This is a genomic window from Flavobacterium sp. I3-2 (assembly GCF_013389595.1).
Taxonomy (GTDB): Bacteria; Bacteroidota; Bacteroidia; order Flavobacteriales; family Flavobacteriaceae; genus Flavobacterium.
Genome location: NZ_CP058306.1, coordinates 2,489,963 through 2,514,080 on the forward strand (window position 1 = coordinate 2,489,963; position 24,118 = coordinate 2,514,080).

Annotated in this window: 25 protein-coding genes; 11 read left to right on the forward strand and 14 right to left on the reverse strand. The window is 29.0% G+C overall.

Going from position 1 to position 24,118, the window contains the following annotated elements; translation table 11 throughout:
• The first annotated feature begins 53 nt into the window (after positions 1-53).
• The gene (locus HW119_RS11850) at positions 54-455 is read left to right on the forward strand and encodes an acyl-CoA thioesterase (protein WP_177764659.1); all 402 of its coding nucleotides are present in this window, start codon (positions 54-56) and stop codon (positions 453-455) included.
• An 11-nt stretch (positions 456-466) separates the two neighbouring features.
• Positions 467-1,300: a restriction endonuclease gene (locus tag HW119_RS11855; protein WP_255497867.1), complete on the forward strand. Its 834-nt coding sequence runs from the start codon at positions 467-469 to the stop codon at positions 1,298-1,300.
• 126 nt (positions 1,301-1,426) lie between these two features.
• On the opposite strand, the gene pheT is transcribed toward HW119_RS11855, so the two are convergent.
• From pheT to HW119_RS11870, 3 genes are all read right to left on the reverse strand, one after another.
• Positions 1,427-3,862 carry a phenylalanine--tRNA ligase subunit beta gene (gene pheT / locus HW119_RS11860; RefSeq protein ID WP_177764661.1) on the reverse strand — a complete coding sequence of 812 codons (2,436 nt, stop codon included), beginning with the start codon at positions 3,860-3,862 and terminating at the stop codon, positions 1,427-1,429.
• 69 nt (positions 3,863-3,931) lie between these two features.
• Positions 3,932-4,336 carry a thiol-disulfide oxidoreductase DCC family protein gene (locus HW119_RS11865; protein ID WP_177764663.1) on the reverse strand — a complete coding sequence of 135 codons (405 nt, stop codon included), beginning with the start codon at positions 4,334-4,336 and terminating at the stop codon, positions 3,932-3,934.
• 5 nt (positions 4,337-4,341) lie between these two features.
• Positions 4,342-6,516 (reverse strand): endonuclease MutS2, encoded by a 2,175-nt coding sequence (locus HW119_RS11870; protein ID WP_177764665.1) that lies wholly within the window; start codon positions 6,514-6,516, stop codon positions 4,342-4,344.
• A 91-nt stretch (positions 6,517-6,607) separates the two neighbouring features.
• Here HW119_RS11870 and ung point away from each other — a divergent pair, with 91 nt between their 5' ends.
• Positions 6,608-7,273 carry a uracil-DNA glycosylase gene (gene ung, locus HW119_RS11875; RefSeq protein WP_177764667.1) on the forward strand — a complete coding sequence of 222 codons (666 nt, stop codon included), beginning with the start codon at positions 6,608-6,610 and terminating at the stop codon, positions 7,271-7,273.
• A gap of 40 nt (positions 7,274-7,313) precedes the next feature.
• Here ung and HW119_RS11880 read toward each other — a convergent pair whose 3' ends face one another.
• The 9 genes from HW119_RS11880 to rsfS all read right to left on the reverse strand — a co-directional run bounded on the left by HW119_RS11880 (position 7,314) and on the right by rsfS (position 14,084).
• Entirely contained in the window at positions 7,314-7,916 is a 603-nt protein-coding gene (locus HW119_RS11880; protein WP_177764669.1) for a hypothetical protein, read from the reverse strand.
• Positions 7,917-7,981: 65 nt separating this feature from the next.
• Complete coding sequence (locus HW119_RS11885; protein WP_177764671.1) at positions 7,982-8,290, reverse strand: hypothetical protein; 309 nt, start codon at positions 8,288-8,290, stop codon at positions 7,982-7,984.
• 278 nt (positions 8,291-8,568) lie between these two features.
• Positions 8,569-9,336, reverse strand: a complete 768-nt coding sequence (locus HW119_RS11890) for a superoxide dismutase (RefSeq protein WP_177764673.1) — start codon at positions 9,334-9,336, stop codon at positions 8,569-8,571.
• Entirely contained in the window at positions 9,333-9,590 is a 258-nt protein-coding gene (locus HW119_RS11895; protein ID WP_177764675.1) for an acyl-CoA-binding protein, read from the reverse strand. Before HW119_RS11895 ends, HW119_RS11890 begins: the two co-directional genes overlap by 4 nt.
• A gap of 18 nt (positions 9,591-9,608) precedes the next feature.
• Positions 9,609-10,262: a phosphatidylserine decarboxylase family protein gene (locus tag HW119_RS11900; protein WP_177764677.1), complete on the reverse strand. Its 654-nt coding sequence runs from the start codon at positions 10,260-10,262 to the stop codon at positions 9,609-9,611.
• Positions 10,263-10,265: 3 nt separating this feature from the next.
• Positions 10,266-11,063 (reverse strand): phosphatidate cytidylyltransferase, encoded by a 798-nt coding sequence (locus HW119_RS11905; protein WP_177764679.1) that lies wholly within the window; start codon positions 11,061-11,063, stop codon positions 10,266-10,268.
• Position 11,064: 1 nt separating this feature from the next.
• Positions 11,065-11,673, reverse strand: coding sequence for an LUD domain-containing protein (locus HW119_RS11910; protein ID WP_177764681.1), 609 nt, complete (start codon positions 11,671-11,673; stop codon positions 11,065-11,067).
• Between the two features lie 114 nt (positions 11,674-11,787).
• Entirely contained in the window at positions 11,788-13,704 is a 1,917-nt protein-coding gene (ftsH, locus tag HW119_RS11915) for an ATP-dependent zinc metalloprotease FtsH (RefSeq protein ID WP_177764683.1), read from the reverse strand.
• Positions 13,705-13,706: 2 nt separating this feature from the next.
• Positions 13,707-14,084 (reverse strand): ribosome silencing factor, encoded by a 378-nt coding sequence (gene rsfS / locus HW119_RS11920; protein WP_177764685.1) that lies wholly within the window; start codon positions 14,082-14,084, stop codon positions 13,707-13,709.
• A gap of 98 nt (positions 14,085-14,182) precedes the next feature.
• Here rsfS and HW119_RS11925 point away from each other — a divergent pair, with 98 nt between their 5' ends.
• Positions 14,183-14,911: a biotin--[acetyl-CoA-carboxylase] ligase gene (locus HW119_RS11925; RefSeq protein WP_177764687.1), complete on the forward strand. Its 729-nt coding sequence runs from the start codon at positions 14,183-14,185 to the stop codon at positions 14,909-14,911.
• 3 nt (positions 14,912-14,914) lie between these two features.
• On the opposite strand, the gene HW119_RS11930 is transcribed toward HW119_RS11925, so the two are convergent.
• Positions 14,915-15,766 carry an alpha/beta fold hydrolase gene (locus HW119_RS11930; protein ID WP_177764689.1) on the reverse strand — a complete coding sequence of 284 codons (852 nt, stop codon included), beginning with the start codon at positions 15,764-15,766 and terminating at the stop codon, positions 14,915-14,917.
• A 140-nt stretch (positions 15,767-15,906) separates the two neighbouring features.
• Positions 15,907-16,086: a histone H1 gene (locus HW119_RS11935; protein ID WP_177764691.1), complete on the reverse strand. Its 180-nt coding sequence runs from the start codon at positions 16,084-16,086 to the stop codon at positions 15,907-15,909.
• A gap of 290 nt (positions 16,087-16,376) precedes the next feature.
• On the opposite strand from HW119_RS11935, the gene HW119_RS11940 reads away from it, so the two are divergent.
• The 7 genes from HW119_RS11940 (at position 16,377) to HW119_RS11970 (ending at position 24,079) form a co-directional block, all read left to right on the forward strand.
• Positions 16,377-17,447, forward strand: a complete 1,071-nt coding sequence (locus HW119_RS11940; RefSeq protein WP_177764693.1) for an ATP-binding protein — start codon at positions 16,377-16,379, stop codon at positions 17,445-17,447.
• Entirely contained in the window at positions 17,440-18,120 is a 681-nt protein-coding gene (locus HW119_RS11945; RefSeq protein WP_177764695.1) for a response regulator, read from the forward strand. Before HW119_RS11940 ends, HW119_RS11945 begins: the two co-directional genes overlap by 8 nt.
• 101 nt (positions 18,121-18,221) lie before the next feature.
• Positions 18,222-20,198: a KUP/HAK/KT family potassium transporter gene (locus HW119_RS11950; RefSeq protein ID WP_177764697.1), complete on the forward strand. Its 1,977-nt coding sequence runs from the start codon at positions 18,222-18,224 to the stop codon at positions 20,196-20,198.
• Positions 20,199-20,406: 208 nt separating this feature from the next.
• A complete protein-coding gene (locus HW119_RS11955; protein ID WP_177764699.1) occupies positions 20,407-21,297 on the forward strand; it encodes a helix-turn-helix domain-containing protein in 891 nt (296 codons plus the stop codon).
• Between the two features lie 426 nt (positions 21,298-21,723).
• Positions 21,724-22,062, forward strand: a complete 339-nt coding sequence (locus HW119_RS11960; protein ID WP_177764701.1) for a hypothetical protein — start codon at positions 21,724-21,726, stop codon at positions 22,060-22,062.
• 104 nt (positions 22,063-22,166) lie between these two features.
• Complete coding sequence (locus HW119_RS11965; protein WP_177764703.1) at positions 22,167-23,519, forward strand: PKD domain-containing protein; 1,353 nt, start codon at positions 22,167-22,169, stop codon at positions 23,517-23,519.
• Positions 23,519-24,079, forward strand: a complete 561-nt coding sequence (locus tag HW119_RS11970) for a hypothetical protein (RefSeq protein ID WP_177764705.1) — start codon at positions 23,519-23,521, stop codon at positions 24,077-24,079. The genes HW119_RS11965 and HW119_RS11970 overlap by 1 nt, the downstream gene beginning before the upstream one ends.
• The last annotated feature ends 39 nt before the right edge of the window (positions 24,080-24,118 follow it).

Here is a 24,118-nt window from a genome sequence, read left to right on the forward strand (position 1 = left end):
AAGAAAGTAAAAATTAACAAAATAGTTTTAAATTGTAAATAAAAAATAAAACTATGAAATTTCATACACGAAAATGGGTTAAACCCGAAGATTTAAATCCTAATAGAACATTGTTTGGAGGTAAATTACTTGCTTGGATTGATGAAGAAGCTGCATTGTATAGTATCATTCAATTAGAAAACTCGCATGTGGTTACTAAGTTTATGTCTGAAATCAATTTTATGAGTTCTGCTGTTCAAGGTGATATTGTTGAAATTGGATTGGAAGTTGTCAAATTTGGGAATTCATCTTTGATTTTGAAATGTGAAGTTCGTAATAAAATGACGCATGAAACTATTATTACGGTTGATAAAATTACGATGGTCAATTTAGATGAAAATGGAAAACCAAAAGCACATGGTAAAACTAATGTTGAGTATGTAAGTGAACGTTTAGCAAATAAATCAAATATTTAATTCGGCTTGTTATGTTGTATGTGAAAAAATTATCTGGAGAACTTTTACCTTATGATGAATCAAGTTTGAAAGGTTCACTTCAAAAATCTGGTGCTAGCGAGGAACAAATAGAAACGGTAATGGAAGAAATTAATAAAATTCTTTATGATGGAATTCCAACCGGAATGCTTTATGAAAAAGCATTTGAATTATTACGAAGTTTAAAACATTCTTATGCTGCGAGATATAGTTTGAAAAAAGCACTTCGAGATCTTGGACCAGAAGGTTATTATTTTGAAAAATGGGTTACAAAATTATTTCAAGCGCAAGGTTTTCATGCTGTTTCTGGTCAAAATTTGCAAGGAGAAGCTGTAAAACATGAAATCGATGTTGTTGCCTCAAAGGACGAACGTTTGGTTTTATGCGAATGTAAATTTCGAAACGATGTAGATGCCAAAATTAGTGTAACTACACCGATGTATTTTTTATCTCGATTTAACGATTTGAAAAATTTAAAATTTGAATATTTTGGAAAAGAGTTGAATCCGACAGAAGGTTATATGGTAACAAATGCTTACATGACTACTGACAGTATTGCATTTGCAGAGAAATACGGAATTCAATTGATTTCTTGGGATTATCCAGAAAAGCTAAATATCAAGCAATTGGTTGATGATTATAAATTTTATCCTGTAACTTGTTTGACAAATTTGACGATTGAGGAAAGAAATATTTTACTTAAAAAAAATTGTATTCTGATTAAAGATATTGTTTCAAATCCTGTTTTGATGGATCATTTCAAATTTGATTCCGAAAGAAAAAAAATCATTTTTGAAGAAGCAAACGATTTAGTTATCGATTATTAAGCATAATTGATTTTCTAACATTGAACATAATTTATATTTTTTAAAACTTTATTTTTAAATTTTTTTATGAAATGATATTCAATTTAAAAAACAAAAGTCAGCTTCAAAGGCTGACTTTTATTGTTATTATCTTAATTCTGCACCAACTTCTGTTGCTAATTGCGATTGAACTTTAGACATGATTTTCTCAATTTGAGTATCGGTTAAAGTTTTGTTGGCATCTTGAAGTTTAATACTAATTGCGTATGATTTTTTTCCTTCTGGAAGTTTGTCCCCTTCATAAACATCAAATAACGAAATGTCTGTAATGATGTTTTTGTCAACTAATTTTACGGTTTGATAGATTTGATTAAAAGCTACATCCGAATTGATTAAAAGCGCTAAATCACGTTTTACTACCGGAAATTTATTTATCTCAGCGAATTTGATTTTTGCAGAGATTAGTGTCAATACATTATCCCATTTAAAATCGGCAAAGAATACGTCTTGCTTAATATCAAAATGTTTGGTGATTGCTTTTTTAACCAATCCAAAATCTAAGATTTTTCTATCTCCAATATAATATGCCATTCCTTCTGCAAAAATGTCGCTTTCTGTTGGTTTTGGATTTGTTTTATTTATTCCTAATCGTTCTAAAACAGCTTCGATATATCCTTTAAATGTAAAGAAATCCATTGCATTTGCTTTGGTATTCCAGCTTACTTGCGTTATATTCCCAGTTGCAAATAATCCCATATGTTTAAATTCTTCGTAACCGACTAATGATTTAGCATAAGTTTTTCCGAATTCAAAATATTTTAAGTCTGTATTTTTTCTATTAATATTAAATGCAATCGATTCTAAACCTCCAAATAATAATGATTGTCTCATGATTGATAAATCGTTACTTAACGGATTTAAAATCTTTACTTGATTGTTTTCATTTAATTCGTTTACCAAAGTAGAGTAGGTAGGTGTGGTTAATGAATTTGCCATAATTTCATTAAAACCTTGACTTACTAATTGATTGGCAACAATGTTTTGTACTTTATAATCTTCTGTTTTTGAACTGTTAGAAATAGTTGCATTTAATTTTGAACCTGTCTTGATGTTATTAAAACCATAAACACGTAAAATTTCTTCAATTACATCAATTTCTCGTTGTACATCAACACGATATGAAGGAACGGTTAAACCCAATCCTAAATCAGAAATACTATTAACTTTGATGTCTAATGAAACTAAAATCTTCTTGATTGTTTCTTTAGATATTTCTTCACCTAAAATACGATTAACGTTATTAAAGTTTAAGAAAACATTGAAATCTTCTACTTTTTTGTTGTAAATATCAATAATATCAGAAGTAATTTCACCACCTGCAATTTCCATAATTAACAAAGCTGCATGTTTTAATGCATATTCTGTAATGTTTGGGTCGATTCCTCTTTCAAAACGGAAAGATGCATCGGTACTGATTCCGTGTCTTTTTGCTGTTTTACGAATCGAAACCGGATTGAAATAAGCACTTTCTAAGAAAATAGAAGTTGTTGTTGCAGAAACACCAGAATAACTTCCGCCTAAAACCCCAGCTAAAGCTAAAGCACCTTTATCGTCACAAATAACAATATCTTCTTCGTGTAATTCACGAACAACACCGTCTAATGTTTCAAATTTAGTTCCTGCTGGTAGATTTTTAACGTAAATTTTATTTCCTTTAATTCTGGCCGAATCAAAAGCGTGTAAAGGTTGTCCTAAATCATGTAACACATAATTAGTAGCATCAACAATATTATTTTTTGGCGTAATTCCAATCGCTTTTAAACGATTTTGTAACCATTCTGGCGATGGTTTTACTTCGATATCAGAAATTGTTACTCCAGCATATCTTGGAACTTGTTTACTATCGTTTACTTCGATGTCGTATTTTAAAGTTCTTTTTTCGACTTTAAATTTAGTTACCGATGGCGTTAGTAATTCAGAAATATGTTGATTTGGATTATTTTGTAACATTCCTGCGCGTAAATCACGAGCTACACCTAAATGGCTCATAGCATCGGCACGGTTCGGCGTTAATCCAATTTCTAAAACTTCGTCTGTAGCAATTTCAAAAACTTCAGCAGCTGGAGTTCCAGGTTTTAAATCAGCATCAAGAATCATAATTCCGTCATGAGATTTACCTAAACCAAGTTCGTCTTCAGCGCAAATCATACCAAAGCTTTCTTCACCTCTAATTTTTCCTTTTTTAATTTGGAAAGATTCTCCGTTCTCGTCATATAAAGTCGTTCCGATTGTAGCTACAGCAACTTTTTGTCCTGCAGCAACATTTGGCGCTCCACATACAATTTGTACTGGTGCTTCACCATTTCCTAAATCAACTTTTGTAATTCTTAATTTGTCAGCATTCGGATGTTGTTCGCACGAAATAACGTGTCCAACAACTACACCTTTTAAACCACCTTTTAAGCTTTCGTAAGGATAAATACCTTCTACTTCTAAACCTAAATCAGTTAATAAAGCAGCTGTTTCTTCGATTGATGTTTCTAGTTTGATGAATTGTTTTAACCAGTTATATGAAATTTGCATCGATTTGTTTTTTAAAAGGCAAATATACGCATTGCCTTATTTTAATAGAAATTATTTGGTGTAATTATTTTATAAAAATTTAGCTTTTATTTCTGGAGTCGGAATCATACAAGCGTCTTTTTTACCATACCAATTGTATCTGTTTTTGGCAAAAAAGTTATAACCTAAATTAGCTAAACTGCTTGGAAATATGCTTAAAATCTTCAATAAAGTAAATCCTTTTAGTTGATTTACAATTTTAAAAATAGCTTCGCTTTTTACATAATATGCATAACCCGGTTTGTATAAAACAATACTATCTATATTTGGATTCATTCCAATGTACTTAATTATTTCTTGTCCGGTTTGCGATTGAATGGCAACAAATCGGAAAATATCTTTAGTATCTGCTTCAATAATTTTGTTTATGGTGTCGTTACAATAGTTGCAAACTCCATCAAACAGAATGATTTGTTTATCTTTTGGAAATTCCATTTTACTTATTTTTTTCGTTCAACCATTTCTAGTTCTTCCAAAGCTACTTTCGAAGTAAAAATTCCGTAATTGACTGTTGCTTTATTTTTTTCGATACTATCAATTGTACCAACAGCTTTTCCGTCAATCATTCGTACTCGGTCACCAACTTTCAAAATAAAATTGGTTTTATTCGCTTTTTCTTCAATGGCTAATTTAACCTTTTTCTCTTTCTTTTCAACACGAATTTGCTCAACTTTAACTTCTACTTCTTTTAAAATTTCTTTTTCTTTTATTTCTTTAGCTTTCTTTTCTTTAACGGTGATTTTTTTACGTTTGGAATTCTCAATTTCAACTGTTTTTAATACTTCACCAATAAGTGTTTTTTTATCCTTATTATTAAAATATTTTTCAGATAAATCATCTAATCGCTGTCCTAAATATATCAAGCGTTGATTGGCATCGTAAAGTTCTTGATAACGTTCTAATTTATCTTGAATTTTAGTATTGGTAGATTCAAGTTTTTTACTTTCTTCGCGCGCTCTAATTTCTTCTTCTTTTAATGTTTGCGATGTTTTTTCAAGTTTCGAACGCTCTTTTTGAAGATTGGCAATCGTTTTATCAAAACGTACTTTATCTGTTTCGATTTTCTTTTTTGCACGATTTATTAATCCATAAGGAATTCCATTTTTCTGAGCAACTTCAAATGTAAATGAGCTTCCGGCTTGACCTAAACTCAGTTTATACATCGGTTCTAATGATTTTTCATCGAAAAGCATACTAGCATTTGTAGCATTCGGTAATTCGTTAGCTAACATTTTTAAGTTGCTGTAATGCGTGGTGATAATTCCAAACGATTCGCGGTCATACAATTCTTCTAAGAAAACTTCGGCTAAAGCACCTCCTAATTCTGGGTCAGAACCCGTTCCGAATTCATCAATTAAAAAAAGCGTTCTTTTATTGGCTTTCTTTAAAAAATAGTTCATGTTTTTAAGTCGGTAACTGTAAGTACTTAAATGATTTTCGATAGATTGATTATCTCCAATATCCGTTAAAATTCTATCGAAAAAGAAAGTTTCGCTTCGTTCATGAACCGGAATTAAAATACCAGATTGTAACATAAATTGCAATAATCCTATGGTTTTTAAAGTGATACTTTTTCCACCTGCATTTGGACCAGAAATTACAATAATGCGATTATCTTTTGCCAATTCAATGGTTTGCGGATAAGTAACTTTCTTTTTGGCTTTGTTGTTTAAATATAGAATAGGATGGAAGGCTTCACGGAAATACAAACGTTTTTCGTTGTTGATTTTCGGTAAAATTCCATTGATTCGAGTCGCATATTTTGCTTTTCCAGAAATGACATCAATTTCAGCTAAGAAGTTTTGAAAATCTTCTAATTCATTGACATAAATACGAACATCATTTGTAAGATTTTTAAGAATACGCATAATTTCTTCGCGTTCTTCGAATTCCAAATTCGATAATTCGCGAGAAAACTGAAAAGTAGTTTCAGGTTCCATATAAACAATACTTCCAGTTTTAGATTGACCTAAAACCGAACCTTTAACTTTTCTGCGATACATCGCTAAAACAGCTAAAACACGACGATTATCAACAATAGTTTCTTTGATATCATCTAAATAGCCGGCGTTATTATATTGTTGTAACGCAACTCCAAAGCTTTGATTAATCTTTCCGCGAATGATATTTATATTTTGACGAATGCTTTGTAAATTAACAGATGCATTATCTTTTATTTCTCCGTATTTATCTAAAACTTGGTCAATTTTCTGAAGAATAATCTTATTGACTTCTAATTCACTGCTTCTTTGATTTAATTTAGGATAGTAATCTTCGAATTTTTTTAAATACAAAATCAATTCATTCGTTGTGGTTACTAAAGTTGCAATTTTCTTGAAACTACTTGCATCTAAATAACTATCTTCAATTTTCAGAAACTTTATTTCGTGTAAAATGGCATCAAAATAATGATTCGGAATGACGTTATTATTCGTGAAACTCGAATTGTATTCTGATGTTTGTGCTAACTTATATTCTAATATTTCTTGATTAGGAAAAGGTTCTATTTCAAGAGCCAATTCTTTACCCATTTCAGTGGTACAATAGTTTGAAATGGTTTCTAATACAGTTAAAAATTCTAAATCTTGTAAGGTTTTCTGATGAATAGATTTCATGCTTTAATTTAAATCAAATAAGTACAAAAATACTATTAATTTACGAGAGAATTACAGATTAATTGTATATTGCTAGGATAATATTTTACTTATGTTTTTAAAGATTCCAGATGCTTGGCAATTTGTTTTAGATACAGAAATTCAACTAAATAATTTTAATATGATTAATGAATTTGTATCGGACGCATATTCAAAATCGACTTGTTATCCACCAAAAGAAGTTATTTTTTCTGCTTTTGACTATTGTAAACCACAAGATGTAAAAGTGGTAATTTTAGGACAAGACCCGTATCATGGTTTTTCTCAAGCAAACGGATTGTGTTTTTCGGTTTACGATGGCGTAAAATTTCCGCCTTCATTAATTAATATTTTTAAAGAAATTGAAGCTGATTTAGATTTGCCTTTACCTATTTCTGGTAATTTAGAACGTTGGGCTGAGCAAGGTGTTTTGCTTTTAAATACAACTTTAACCGTTGAAGAAGCAAAAGCAGGAAGTCATCAAAAGCAAGGTTGGGAAGTTTTTACTGATGAAGTCATCAGAAAATTATCAGCAGATTATAATCACATTGTTTTTATGCTTTGGGGAAGTTTTGCTCGAAAAAAAGCTAGTTTGATTGATGCCGAAAAACATTTGATTTTAGAAACTGGACATCCGTCGCCTTTAAGTGCGAATCGGGGACATTGGTTTGAAAATAAGCATTTTAGTAAAGCAAATAAATATTTGAAGAAATATAAACGAAAACCAATTGATTGGTAAAATTAAAGCTCGATTCATTTTTAATCGAGCTTTTTTTGATTTATAAAGTAATATCTTTTTCATCTATTTTTTCGAAAACCTTTTTAGATTCATTCCATAATGAAGCGTCATAATATAATTCATCATTTTCCTCGTTATTTTTACAAACATTAGAAATAAATAATCTACTGTTTTTTTTGCAAATTGCTTTATCTTGTGAATAAGAACAAGAATAACTTTCTCCTAATGGCAAATCATAAATTTTACCATCTCTAACATCTATAATATATCCATAAATACAATCTGCTCCACATCCAAAAAGGACTCCAATATAATAACTTGCAAAATCTACTTCATTTGATTTATATGCATCAATAATCCTTGTTTTAAAATATTTAGCACCTTCATTACTTGAAAAATCTAAATTTGCTTTTTTGGTAAAATGATATTTATCGGTTTTAAATTTGTCAAAATTTAATTGTTTTTTATGAATTATCTGTTCGTTAATTTCAGATATTGTATCTTCTTCAATATCATTGTTTTTTGATTTCGCTTCAACTTTTGGAATTTCTACGTTTAGATTTGAGTTTTCAATTTCATTAATTTTTTTAGTTTGTTCTTTACAAGAAACTAAAAATACATAAAACAGAAAATATAGTATCATTTTTGATTTCATAAAAAACAAATTTTTATAATGTTTGAAAAAAATAAATCATCAAAATGTTTTATTTATTTCCAAGTTTCATAATTAAATTTATCAAAATTTTCAATTTTTTTAGATTGGAGTTTATCTATAAATAAAATTGAATTTATTGAATCTGTTGAAAGCGCATAATATTTTTCATTATCCTCGCCATAAACCCACCAACCACCAGAACCATCATTCATTTTTGTTGCTTCAAATGTAAATATTGAACTTTCTTTTGGTATTTCATATCCTTTTTCAGTTAGTAAAAGCCAAATGTTTCCAAATACAGAAGTAAAAGAAATTATTAAGATAAAGGTGAAAATGATTAAATAAAATGCTTTTTTTTTCATTATTTTTTAAATTAAAAATAAATATAAAATAGTGCTAATTTTTTAAAATTTACTAATTAAGAAAGATAAAGCTTCAATAAAAAAAGAACAAACTTTATTAACTTTAAATTTAATGAAAAATATGAGTTTATTGATATGAAAATTTACATATTTAAGTGTTGATTGTTTTTATCAATTTTAAAAGTAGTGTTTTATTTCTATTGGAAGAAATGCATGTTAATCAATTTATTGGTAGTATAGAATTTAAAAACCTCAAAGTTTTTAAATCTTTGAGGTTTTTAGTTCGATTTTAGTTCGATTCGGTAATTTAATTTATCCCAATCTATAAGTTTAAAATAGTTATCGATATAATCCTTTTTGTTGTTTTTGTATTTCAAATAATAGGCGTGTTCCCACATATCTAAATTCATTAACGGATAACCTTTAATTGTTTCAAAAGGCATTAATGGATTATTTTGATTGATTGTTGTACTTATTTTTAAATTTTGGTCATCAGTTAGAATTAGCCAAACCCAACCTGAGCCATTTAAATCGATACCAGCTTTTTTGAATTGAGTTTTAAAAGCTTCAAACGAACCAAAATCACGATTAATTAAATCGGCAATTTTACCAGTTGGTTTTTTTTCTTTTCCTTTAGTTAAAACTTCCCAGTATAAATTATGATTGAAATAACCTCCAGCATTTTCTATTAAAGCTTTTTTATCAGAATCTAACGAAGTCATAATTTCTTCAATTGATTTTTCTTCTAAATCAGTTCCTTTGATTAATTCATTTAATTTTTCTAGATAAGCCAAATGATGTTTTGAATAATGAATTTCAACGGTTTGTGCATCTATCATAGGTTCTAAGTCAGAATATTCAAAAGATAAACCTTTCATTTTAAACGAACCATCTTTAGCTATAATTTTTGAAGGAGAATTTTCTACTTCTTCTTCTGATATATAAACACTGTCAGGGATTTCAACTTCGTATAGTTCTTCTTTTTTACCACAAGAAATAATAAATGTTGAAATAATATAGATTAATAAGAAACGGTTGGTTTTCATAAATCGATTGAATTAATCAGATTGATGTATTTTATTTTAGCTTCTTCTTTTGTAAGATGACTTATTTGTTGCCATGCATTAAACTTGAAAGCTCTAATGATATCTTTGTTGTTAGGGAAGTTAAATTGATGAACACTACCAGAAGTAGCTTGCTTGTAATAAGCATAAATTAACAATTTAATATCTACTGCTAATTCTTTTTCTGTTTTAGATGCTCTTTCATATGCTTCCTCAAAAGCTTTTTCAATATCCATTTATCTAAAATTTAAAGATTATTTAAAAGAGATAACGGTTTTGTTTCCTTTTGCTTTTTGGTTTAGCACAACGTTCACTTTTGTTCCGATTGGCAAATATAAATCCACTCTCGAACCAAATTTGATGAAACCTGCATCTTCACCTTGTATTGCTCGATGTCCCTCTTTGGCGTAGTTTACAATTCGTTTTGCTAATGCACCAGCAATTTGACGGTACATAACTTCACCAAAAACAGGATTGTCAATGACAACAGTTGTTCTTTCGTTTTCTTCACTTGCTTTAGGATGCCAAGCTACTAAGTATTTTCCTGGATGATATTTACTGTATTTAATAATTCCGTTTAAAGCATAACGCGTAACGTGAACGTTTACTGGTGACATAAATATCGAAACCATTAGACGTTTATCTTTGAAATATTCAGGTTCATAAACTTCTTCGATAACAACAACTTTACCATCAACAGGTGCTAGTATTGTGTGATCTTTGATGTCATCAACATGACGTTTAGGATTTCTAAAAAATTGTAAAACAATAATCAAGAAAGCTGCTGCAAGTACTTGGATGGTTTTTTTTAACCAATCAATTGGAATTAAAAAATCACTTAAAAGTATGACAACAACTGTAATAAATACAGAGGCTAATATAATTTTTGCTCCTTCTTTGTGAAACATTATTTACAGAATTAAATAAATTAAAAATAAAAATGGTGTTGCGAATATAACGCTATCTAAACGGTCTAATATTCCGCCATGACCTGGCATGATAGAACCGCTGTCTTTAATATTCGCTTGTCTTTTGAACTTTGATTCAACTAAATCTCCAATAGTACCTAATGAACTGACTAAAATGGCTGTTAGTAACCAAGTTTCTAAATCAAAAAAGGTGAAATAAATACTTAAAATATAACTAGCAATTAAAGTGAAAAATAACCCACCAAGAAAACCTTCGATAGTTTTTTTAGGAGACATTTTTTCAAATAGTTTTCTCTTTCCAAAAGATTTTCCGCAAATATAAGCAAAAGTGTCGTTATTCCAGATTAAAATAAACATACCGATAACAATCTTTGGTTCAAATTGATTTTTAATTAAAGGTAATTGTGTGAGAATGATAAAAGGTAAAATAACATAACCGATTAAAAATAGGTACTTTACTAAAGTGCTTTTGTAGATTTTGAATTCACCTCTAAATAAATCGAAAATCAAAAAAGCAAGAAAAGGAATTTCAAAAAGTAAAGAATAAGGAATAATTTTTTCAAAAACACTACTATTAGTTAGTAACGGAATTGAAAAAAACAAAGCGGTTAAGAAACTACCTACAAGATTAATTTTATAGATTTTACTAAATTCATAAGTTCCTACAAAAAGAAAAAAGAGCATCAATGTATTGAATGTCCAATAGGAAAATAAAGTTGCTCCGATTAATAATACAATATAAACAATTCCGGAAATTGATCTCGTTAAAGTTTCAGACATATTATAAATCTTCTAATAGTAATAAATATAAGTTTTTAGGAGCAATTCCGTATTGTAAAAAATTGTCGTTTATAACTTCTTTAAAATTTTGTAAGGTTGTAATATTTGAAGGTATATTTGAGCTATACCTATATTTTATACCTCTTAAGCCATCACTTTTTGAACGAGTTATTTGGCTTGTTTTTGCTATAACAATGATGTCCTTTGGAAGTTCATTTGATTTGTGATGTAGAAGTTGATGTGATGAAAATAAAATAGAACCGTCATCAGCTATTAAACTTTCACAAGAACAAAGAAAAAATACTGGATCAACAACGTTGTGGAAAATTATTCTATTTTCAATCAAAAACGGATGTAGTTTTTTTTCGAAAGTAATCGCTTCTTTTTCAAACCAATCATTTTCTTGTAATATGCTAATAAAATATTCTTGTAATTCCAATTCATTTTCGCAATAGATAAATTTCCCACCATTATTTTTAAAATTAAAGGTGAAAAGTTCATCAACCGGTATTTCTGGTTCGGGAAGGTATTTACTCTCATTTTTATCAGAAGAATTCTCTTCTTTCATAGATGGTACAATGTTCCCTAATATCTTTTTAAAAAAATTCATGTCTAGTTAATCTTCAATTATTTGGAGATATTGTAATATTCAAAGATAAAAAAAATCTTAGCTTAACAAGATGTTAAACTAAGATTTTTTATAACTAAGTGTATGTAGTTGTTTTTAAACTGTTTCTACAATAATTTCTTCTTTAGAAAACGGTCTTTTTCCGAAAATTGTTTCTAAATCTTCTTTGAAAATTACTTCTTTTTCGCAAAGTAAATCTGCAAGCTGAATTAATTTATCTTTATTCTCTGTTAATAGATCGATTGCTCTTTGGTATTGACTTTCGATTAAATCTGAAACTTCTTTATCAATTAGCTTTGCAGTATCTTCTGAATATGGTTTTGAGAAGTTATAATCACTTTGTCCAGACGAATCATAATAAGTGATATTTCCTAATTTTTCGTTCAACCCATAAACAGTAACCATTGCTTTTGCTTGTTTGTTTACTTTTTCTAAATCGCTTAAAGCTCCTGTAGAAATTTTGTCAAAAATTACTCTTTCAGCAGCTCTTCCGCCCATTGTTGCACACATTTCGTCAAGCATTTGTTCGGTTCTGACGATTTGTCTTTCTTCAGGTAAATACCATGCTGCTCCTAAACTCATTCCACGTGGTACAATTGTTACTTTGATTAGTGGAGCTGCGTGTTCTGTTAACCAGCTTACAGTTGCGTGACCAGCTTCGTGAATAGCAATTGCATATTTTTCTTCAGGTGAAATGATTTTATTTTTCTTTTCTAAACCTCCAACAATGCGATCAACTGCATCTAAGAAATCTTGCTTATCAACCATTTTTTTGTCTTTACGAGCAGCAGTTAAAGCAGCTTCGTTACAAACGTTAGCAATATCAGCTCCCGAAAACCCTGGAGTTTGTTTTGCTAAGAAGTCAACATCTAAATCTTCAACTTTTTTGATGTTTCTTAAATGAACTTCAAAAATTTGTTTACGTTCACGAACGTCCGGAAGGTCAACATAAATTTGTCTGTCAAAACGTCCAGCACGCATTAAAGCTTTGTCTAAAATTTCTGCGCGGTTGGTAGCTGCAAGAACAATTACGTTAGTATTTGTACCAAAACCATCCATTTCAGTTAATAGCTGGTTAAGCGTGTTTTCTCTTTCGTCATTTGAACCTGACATATTACTTTTTCCACGAGCACGTCCAATAGCGTCAATTTCATCGATAAATATAATTGCTGGCGATTTTTCTTTTGCTTGTTTGAATAAATCTCTTACACGAGAAGCTCCGACACCTACAAACATCTCAACAAAATCTGATCCTGATAAAGAAAAGAATGGAACTTTAGCCTCGCCTGCAACTGCTTTTGCTAATAATGTTTTTCCAGTACCAGGAGGACCAACTAATAAAGCCCCTTTTGGTATTTTTCCTCCGATTGATGTATATTTTTCGGGATTTTTTAGAAACTCAACAATTTCTTCAATTTCTTCTTTTGCACCTTCTAATCCTGCAACATCTTTAAATGTAACTCGAGTATCATTTTTCTCGTCAAAAAGTTTAGCTTTCGATTTTCCGATTGAAAAAATCTGACTTCCGCCACCTCCAGCTCCTCCGCCTGACATTCTTCTCATCATGAAAAACCAGAAAGCAATTATTAAAATAACGGGTAATAACATGGTTAAAATTTCTCCCCAATTACTTTCTGCTTCCGATCCAAATTCTTTTAATTTACCAGATAAATGCGCTTCGTCTAATTTCTTTTGAAATAAATCTGGACTTGCAACATCTACAATATATTGAGGGCTGTCATTTTTTCTGCCAAAAAGATTAGGAAGGTTTTCTGATTTATTGTCAGTTTCTTCTTTTGCTTCTTTATTTAGATAAATTTTTGCAGTATTTTTATTGAAAACTACCTTTTCAACTTTGTTTTGATCTAATAAATTATAAAACTTAGAAAGGCTAATTTGTTTTGTGCTTCCTGATCCGCCTGATGTATAACTAATTCCTATTATTATCAGAATGATTACTGCATAAAGCATCCAAGGATTATAGCGAGGTTTATTTGTTTTTATTTGCGACATATTTAATTTATTGTTTGATCAGTTTTGATATTTGTGATAAGTGCATCACCCCATAAATCTTCTAAGTTATAAAATTCTCTTGTTTCTTTCTGAAAAATATGAACTACAACGTTTACGTAATCCATTAAAACCCAGTTTGATAATTCTGTTCCTTCTACATGCCAAGGTTTGTCACTTGTTTGTTTTGAAACAGTTCTTTGAATTGAACCTGCAATGGCATTTACTTGCGTGTTTGAATTTCCATCGCAGATAATGTAATAATCTGCAGATCTACTATCGATATGTCTTAAATCCATTATCGTAATATTTTCTCCTTTTACATTTTCTATTCCATCAATAATTAAAGCCAAAAGCTCGTCGTGGTTATTTTTTCTAGTCATTTATAATTCTTTAACAAAAACGTAATTTATGCAAATTTATTAAAATCAAATGGTATTTAAGTTTAATTTTGTCTCAATATACATTTAATATTTTCTTAATGGATATAATCAAACTCAATGCCATACCTTCAACCAATGATTATCTTAAAGAATTGGCAGTTTCGAATGTTTTGAATGATTTCACGATTGTAGTAGCTGAAAACCAAACGCAAGGAAAAGGACAGATGGGTTCTGTATGGCAAGTTGAACCTTCTACTAACTTAACCTTCAGTGTTTTGTTAGGTTATGGGACGTTTTCTGTTGAAGATGTTTTTACTTTGAATGTTTCAATTGCAAATGCAATACATAAAGTTTTGTTAAGTTTTGGTTTAGATATGATTAGGATAAAGTGGCCAAACGACATTATGTCATATAATAAAAAAATTGGCGGAATTTTAATCGAAAATCAACTTAAAGCTAATGGAGATATTCAATCTATTATTGGAGTAGGTCTTAATGTAAGCCAAATGAATTTTGATGGATTGCCTCAAGCTAGTTCAATTTTGAAATCGCATGGTGTTTTAGTTGATAAAAATGAATTAATGATTCAGATTGTAACTTTGTTTAAAGAAGTGGTTTTAAATTTAGAAGCAAATAAAACGAATGAATGGAATTATTATCATCAATATTTATTTAAAAAAAATATCCCAGTAACTTTTGAAACCATTAACGAAACAAAGTTCACTGGGATGATATCTGATGTAAATCAATTGGGACAGCTTGGTGTTTTAAATGAAGCTGATGATTTGATTTATTATAATTTGAAAGAAATTAAAATGTTGTATTAATTGCTAATTAGTTACAAAATTTTTGATTTTGGAAATTACTTTTGTATCACCTAAAATTTTTCGATGCCCCAGTTTTTCGGTTAACAACAATTCTGAATGTTTAGCACATTTATGAATGTTTTCTGACGCAGTATATGGAACATCTAAATCGTTTTTGTCATGAATGATTAAAACTGGAATATCAATTTTCTTTATTTGTTCGTGAACCGTATAATTTTCAATATTCTCATTATATTTACTTTCAAAAGCTTCTTTAAGTTTTGGAGCCATTTTTTCATTAAGACCAATATTTTTTACAAAATCTTTAATGATATTTATAATTTCATCGCCACTTCCAATAGTTATTGCCTTTTCGGCTTTAAAACCACGCCCCAAAACGTTGATTGTTGTCATCGCTCCCAAAGAATGACCAATTATTAAATCAAATCCTTTGTAATAACGTTCTAAAACAAAAGCAGCTTCCATAAATTCAGTCATAACCGTTATGTTTTTAGAAGATTTTCCATGGCCAGGAGCGTCAAAACTAATGACAGTATAGTCTAAATCTAATAATTCTTTTGCAATCGAAACCAATTGTGTTCCGCGACCGTTCCAGCCATGAATGAGTAAAGCCTTTTTTTTACCTTTGCCATTTTCATAAACCACAAAATCTTTTTTAGCTTTTGGTAGTTCTAGCGGAAAAATATTTGATTTTTTTTCCATATTTAATTCTCTATTTGGTGTAGGAAATTTAATCGGAGTTACAAATAATTTCATGGAAAACTGAGTGGCTAATTTTTCAGAAAAAAAAGAAAGTACTTTAGCTGATTTTTTTATGTATTTTGGTGTTTCAAGCGATTTCTTTTGCTTTGTCATTATTTTTACATGTTTAATGCAAATTTATTTAAATGTTTTTTGTTTATATGTGATTATGTATTAAATTTTTTTAATCATATAAACGGAACAATTCAAAAAAAAAGATGAAATCAGTACGATTGATTTCATCTTTTGTAATATTATTTCTCTTCGTTCTTGATAGCTTGAACATCTTTTCTTACATCGTCAGTTAGTTTTTTGATTTCTAACATAACTTTTCTTAAACGAGTTCCAGCAGCTTTATTTCCTTGAGTATAAAACGATTCCGCTTCTTTTTGAGCCTGATTGTGTAATTCAGTTAATAAATTTAATTTTTCCATTTTACTATATTTTTAAATTCCCTTTAAATATCAGGGTTCGCAAATATAAACGATAATTTTTAATATTCACATCTATTGCTATTAAATTGAGTTTTTTAACTTTTTTTTGACGTTCTTATGTATAATATGAATTAGGTAAATATATAATTAGAAATTCGTCTTTTTGTGAATTTATTCTGGCATAAATTAATTAAAAAAATTAAAATCCAAGTAAAAAAAACATTTTTAAGATAGTAAATCTTTATGAATTCTTTATAGATATTTAGTTAATTTTGTAAAAATATTAATAAATGGATTTTATTTTATCAAACAATAAAAGGCAATATATTGTAGGGATTTTAAGCATTTTAATTGTCTCATTTGCATGTTTTGTTTTACGAGCACATTTAAATTATAGAATTGTTGCATTGATTTTATTATTAACCGTTTCTATAATTGCCATGGTTTACGATATTTTACCAGTTTTGATATCAGCTATTTTAAGTGCTTTTATTTGGAATTATTGTTTTATTCCTCCCATTTTCACTTTAGACATAAGTAATGCTGAAGATTTATTAATGTTTTTATCTTATTTTTTTGTTGCTTTATTAAACGCCGTTTTAAATTTTAAAATCAGACAAATTGAGAAAAAAGCTAGAGATAAAGAAGAAAGAGAAAAAACAATTAAGCTTTATAGTACTTTATTTAATTCGTTGTCACATGAATTAAAAACTCCAATTGCTACAATAATAGGCACGGTCGATACATTAAAAGCATTTAATAACAGCTTGAATAAAGAACAACAGTTCGATTTGTTGAACGATATTGATTTGGCAAGTATTCGATTGAATAAACAAGTTGAAAACATATTGAATATGAGTCGGTTGGAAAGTGGTATATTATGTCCTAAATTAGATTGGTGTGATTTAGATGAATTAGCTTACATGATTATTCAAAAAATGGATACTTCACATCGACATCAAATAGTGTATAATTCATCTGATCAATTGCCTTTATTTAAAATTGATGTTGGTTTTATGGAGCAAATCTTATTTAATATTTTGTACAATGCCATTCAATATACTCCAAATGAAACTCGGATAAATTTGAACATTGAACATCATTCTAATTGTTGTTGGATTGTAATAAGCGATAATGGACCTGGAATTCCTGAAGATGAATTAAGATTTATATTTGACAAATTTTATCGAATTTCTAATTCTAAATCTGGTGGAAGTGGTTTAGGTTTGTCCATTGTTAAAGGATTTACTGAAGCTTTGAATGGATCTATTATTGCCGAAAATAATGTTGAAGGCGGTTTGAAATTTACAATAAAAATTCCTGCAGAAACAAGTTACATTAATAAATTAAAGAATGAATAAAGTTGAAGTTTTAATTATTGACGACGAACCTCAAATCAGAAAACTTTTAGAAATCACTTTATTGAATAACGATTACAAAGTTTTTCAAGCAGAAACGGGAAAGCAAGGTATTTTGTTGGCTGCAAATCATGCACCCGAAATTATAATTTTGGATTTAGGTTTACCTGATATTAGCGGACATGAAGTTCTGTTGGCTCTTAGACAATGGTTTAATAAAGCAATTGTTATTTTATCTGTACAAAATACCGAAAAAGACATCGTAACAGCATTAGATAACGGCGCTACAGATTATTTATGTAAACCTTTTAGAACAGCCGAATTATTAGCTCGAATGCGCGCTGCGATTAGAAGATATCAAAACATAGATAATAAAGAACATCTATTGGCTTTTGATGATTTAGAGTTGAATTTAATTTCTCGAACATTAAAAAAAGATGACATCATAATCAAATTAACTACTACTGAATATAATTTATTAGCACTTTTTGCAAAACACGAAGGTAGTGTTTTAACACATCAATTTATTTTAAAAGAAATTTGGGGCGTTGGCAATCAAACAGAAACACAATATTTGAGAGTTTTTGTGGGTACTTTGCGTAAAAAAATTGAAAATAACCCAAATCAGCCAGTTCACATCATTACAGAAAATGGAATTGGATATCGTTTTCAATAACAATTGATTTTTCTTTATATTTTCTTTATATCTCTTGGTTTTAATTTATACGTTCTTGATACTTTCTGGAGCAACTTTGTATTTGATTAAAAATACAAATCATGAGTGAGGTTTTAAATGCAAATTCTAAAAACAATTCAAATCAAATAACAAGTAAAGTCACTTTTGCATCGTTATTGGTGGCTTTAGGAATTATTTATGGCGATATCGGAACAAGTCCGTTATATACTTTTAAAGCAATTATTGGGACAAAAGAAATCTCTGAAATGTTAGTTTTAGGAGGGGTTTCTTGTGTGTTTTGGACCTTGGTTTTACAAACTACTGTAAAATATGTTTGGTTGACCCTGAAGGCAGATAATCAAGGAGAAGGTGGTATTTTTTCGTTGTATTCATTGGTGCGTAGATTTGGTAAACGCTTGGTAATTCCAACTATGATTGGTGCAGCAGCACTTTTGGCTGACGGTATGATTACACCAGCAATATCGGTAACATCAGCAATTGAAGGGTTAGAGCGTATCAAAGGATTTGAACACATTCCGGTTGTGCCAATTGTTATCTTGGTTATTTCATTAGTTTTTTTCGTTCAAAGATTTGGTTCGCATTGTGTAGGAAAAGCCTTTGGTCCAATAATGACCATTTGGTTTTTGTTACTTATGATTATGGGGATTTTACAAATCATTGAAGCACCTTCTGTGATTCAGTCATTAAATCCATACTATGCTTATCAACTTCTAACATATTATCCAAATGGTTTTTGGATTTTGGGAGCTGTTTTTTTATGTACAACTGGTGCAGAAGCTCTTTATTCTGATTTAGGACATTGTGGTAAAAACAACATTCGAATTACATGGGGATTTGTAAAATTATGTTTGGTTATTAATTATTTAGGACAAGCCGCTTGGCTACTAAATGATGCTGGAGCATTCTTAAATGAACGTAATCCATTCTTCGAGATGATGCCACAATGGTTTTTACTGGCCGGAATTACCATTGCAACTTTAGCCGCAATTGTTGCTGCTCAAGCTTTAATTAGTGGTTCATATACTTTGATTAACGAAGCAATGAACTTGAATTTTTGGCAAAGAGTAGGAGTGAAGCAACCTTCTGATACTAAAGGACAAATTTATATTCCGAGTGTAAATGCTATTTTGTGGATTGGCTGTATTTTAATAATTCTATATTTTCAGGATTCTTCTCATATGGAAGCTGCCTACGGTCTAGCTATTACATTGGCAATGATTACAACTACTATTTTACTTTCTTATTTTTTATTGTTTAAATTATATTGGAATAAATTTTTAGTTGGAATTTTCTTAACTATTTTTTTAATGATTGAAATTTCGTTTTTCATTGCCAATGTTGTTAAATTCAAAGAAGGTGGATATATAACAGTAATTGCTGGAGGTTTATTTTTCTTTGTAATGTATTCTAGTTATTTTGCAAGAAAGATTAATAATTCATATACTAAATTTGAAGATTTAGGAAAGTTTTCAAAAATGATTGTTGCATTGAGTAATGATCAAGATATTCCAAAATATGCGACACATTTAATTTACTTAACAAAAGCGGACCGCCGAGAACAAATTGAAGACCGAATTATTAAATCGATTTTTGATAAAAAACCTAAACGAGCTGATGTTTATTGGTTTTTTCATATTAATAGAACAAATAATCCATATACTCTGGATTATGAAGTTTCTGAATTAGTTGATGATAAAGTTATTAAAGTTGTTTTAAATATTGGATTTAAAATTCAACCTAAAACCGAATTGTATTTCGAAAAAGTAATCGAAGATTTGATTAAAAACGAAGAATTAAACCAACATTTAAAAAATAATGCAAGCTCTAAATACAATCCAACAATTGATTTTAAGTTTATTATTTTACAAGCTTATCTTTCTGTTGATAATGTGTTTTCGCTTAATGAAAGTGTCGTTTTAAAATCATATTTCTTCTTGAAGCAATTTGCTCAAAAAGATCAAGAAGCTTTCGGTTTAGACAGAAATAACGTGATTACAGAATATGTTCCTTTGATTTATCAGCCAGCAAAAACATTTAATTTGCAACGTAAAAAATAGAATGTAGTTCAAATTCTACAAGCGACTATAAATTGTTCTACATTGACGACTTTATAATTGGAATTAATTTGCCTTATAAGATTATTTCAATAATAAAAAGGATTTAAAAAATCTGGATTAGCTATAGCTACGAAAGATTATTTACATTTTTTTATTAGAAGAAAACTTTTAATATCAAATAATTTAACAATTTTAAAAGTCAAAGATTATGATAAATTCAATCGTTGTAGATGATTTTTTAGGATTTTCTGCTGGAACAATAAGTAACCATGATTTTGCTTCAAAGTTTTCAATGGAACAAAACGATGTGTATAAAGTTTTGAGAGTTGAAAGTGGTTTAGTTAAGATTACGTTTAATGGTTTGAATATTTTATTGAAAAAAAATCAATGTCTGTTTATAAATCGGAATGTTTCTTTGATAATAAGTTCAATGGATGATTTTCAATTGTCTTTTGTTCAATTCAAAGATTCTTGTATAGACAAAAATTATGATATTAATATGATGATTAAGAGTTCTAAATTATTTGATTCCGAAAAAATGTTTAATAAAATATCATTAAAAGAGAAACATACATTAATTATCAATCATTATTTAGAGTTACTTTTTAATCTACAGTTGAATGAACGAACTAGCTTTAATCATCTTTTAACGCAAAATACAATACAGCAAATATTGTTATTATCAATTTCAATTTTTAATAGTAGTATTCCAAAATGCAATCATACAAAATCAGAAACTTTTGCAGAAAAAATTCTTAAATTGTTTAATGAAAGTATCGTTGATAATGTAAAAAACAATCGAAGTGTAAAATATTATTGCGATAAGATTGGTGTGGAATATAGTGTTTTAAATAAACTTTGTTTATCAACTTATGGAGTTAGCGTTAAAAACTATTTAGATTTGAAATGCTTGCATCAAATCAAGTACAAATTAGAAAGCATAACTTTATCTATTAAAGAAATTTCGAATTATTTTAATTTTAGTGATATAAGTAATTTTTTACGTTTTTTTAAACGGTTAACCCAAATGACGGTTTCTCAATATCGAGAAAAAATCTTAAATCGTAAACCATCTATAATTTTCAATTCATCGAATTAAATATAATAAAGCTGTCTCGTAATTATTTTACAGACAGTTTTTTTATTTGAAAATGTGAAATCTAATAAATAAATCTAATAATAAATTTAAAAAAACATTTTCTACAAAAGAAAAACAGACACTTGTACTTTTAGCTGAGTTAAGAATCTTCAATATGAATTTGTACAAAGTAAAACTGTTCTTATAGTTTTGCAAAGTTGTTAAAAGTAAAAAATATTTTTTTTGCTTTTTTATGTTGTAAAATATGTTAATTTTGTTAAAAAAATATAGTTAATTGATTAATTTAAATGAAAAAGATTTTTTTTTGTATTTGTTTTAACTTCAGTAGTAACATTACTATCGTGTTCGGATGAAGAGAATAGTAGTTTCTCAGATTCAAGTCAATTAATTGGAAAATGGAATTATATCAGTGAAGAAGCAATTGATATGAACGATGATGTTGTTTCTACTTATATTGAAGATAATGGACAATGTCCATTAGACGTTTTTGATTTTAGAGAACAAGGTGTTCTTCTTAATACAGATTACGATTTTTCTACAAATCCGAATCAATGTTCTGGAAATGTAAATCACGAAACTTGGAGTTTATCTGGAAGTACATTAACCTTAACAGTTTCAACTCCAAATGGTAAATTCGAATATGCTTATCAAATTAAGAAAGGAACTAGTTCTGAATTTATTATTCAAGCTCCTTTATCTAAAGCTCAAGAAGAAGAATACGACCGAAATGTTGTTGCATTAAAACACGTATTTAGAAAGATGTAATTACAAAAGAAATTATATTCATTATAGTAATACACTTTTTTAACATAATAATTTTTAAATATGAAATAAAAATACTTTACCAAACCAACCAACACTTATCGAAAATGAAAAAAATATTTGCAATTCTATCTTTTGCAATTACGTTATTATTATATTCTTGTTATCAAGAATCTTATATACCTGTTGAAGCAAAATTTACCACTTCGTTTCTAAATCAAGACGAGTCAATTCCAGTATACATTGAAATAAAAAACCTTTCTAAAGGAGCTGATACTTATGAATGGACTTTTGAAGGTGGAACTCCTGAAACATCTACAGAGAAAAATCCAAAAGATATTTTTTACACTCAACCTGGGACTTATAAAATCAAACTTACAGTAAGCAATATTGATGGAGAAATTGATGTTTTTGAACAACAGTTAGAAATTAAAGATGCAATAAATATTGTTTTTAGAAAAGAAATCATTCAAAGTGATTATCCACCAGTTGAGGTCAAATTTACGAACGAAACAGAAGGTGTTGGTTTAACTTATCTTTGGGAATTCGAAGGCGGAATTCCTAATACTTCTTCAGAAAAGAATCCTGAAAATGTGATATTTCCAAATCCAGGTGCACATTTAGTTTCATTAACAGTTTCTAATGGATTTGAATCTTTTGTAAAAAAAGATTCTATTGTTGTCAGAGAAAATATAATTACATCATTTGAATGGGAAACAGCTTGGGAAGATTACGATTATCAAGCACCTGTAAAACTACATTTTCAAAACGAATCTGAAAATGCAATCAGTTATCAATGGACTTTTCAAGGAGGAAATCCATCAAGTTCAACAGTCGAGAATCTTGAAGTTATATATTCACAACCAGGTACATATCAAATCACATTAATAGCTTCAAACGGAAAAACTTCCCAAACTTTACAAAAACAAGTTACTATTTTTCCAGATTCTGGTATTTACATTTTAGAGAATGTAAAATTAGGAATTAATTATGCACATAATACAAATACTTTCGGTGCTTTTTATTCAACTAAACTCCGACAATCTTTTACTGCCAATCAAATAACAAGTATTATTGCTCCATTAATTGATATTGCTTTTCAAGGGCAAAATAGCACTTTTACATTTAATAAATTTATTTCTCCAACAGAAGTCAATCAGTACGGTTTTGCTTCAATTCCAAATGCAACGCAAACTTTATTTATAAATTCTCAAGAAATATGTAATTGCGGTTTAAATATTAGTGAGGCGCAATTTGATGCAATCACAAATGCAGCTCCACTTCTAAATCTAAATATACCAAATTCAATTGCTGGTCAGCAACAATTTGGAAATAATTTACCGAGAATAGTTTTATTCAAAACTCAAGATGGTAGAAAAGGTGCTATTAAAATTAAGCAATTTGTATCTGCTGGAAACAATCAATCCTATATGGTTTGCGATATAAAAGTTCAGAAATAATGATGAGAAAGGTAGTTTTATTATTTGGCTTTTTTGTGATAAGTCTGAATGTTTTTTCACAGCATATCGATTTCGAAGCAGTTATGAATGATCGAAAATTTCGTGTAAATGGTGGAATTAATGCCAATGCCATGTTTTTTAATTCGAATGCTGATCAAAACAGAGATCCTTTTACCTATATGTTAACAGGTACTGTAAATCTTAGTTATATGACATTCAGCATGCCTTTTAGTTATACATTAACTAATCAAGGAAGTTTGTTTGATTATAATGTTCCTTTTGATTTTAATCGATTTAGTTTAAGTCCAAAATATAAATGGGTTCAAGCTTATATCGGAGATAACGCCATGACTTTTTCTGATTATACATTAAATGGACACCCGTTTCGTGGACTTGGAGTAGATCTTACACCAAAAGGTAAATTTAAGTATCAAGCTATGGGTGGAAGACTTTTAAAAGCCGTAGAACAAAACGATAGTCTTGGCCAAAGATGGGGTCGAAAGAGAATTAAATATGCCTTTAAGAGATTATTTTGTAGAAGGGATTTTAGAGCATTATAAAATAACCCACACAGAGCTTTCAGATGTTTGGAAACCATG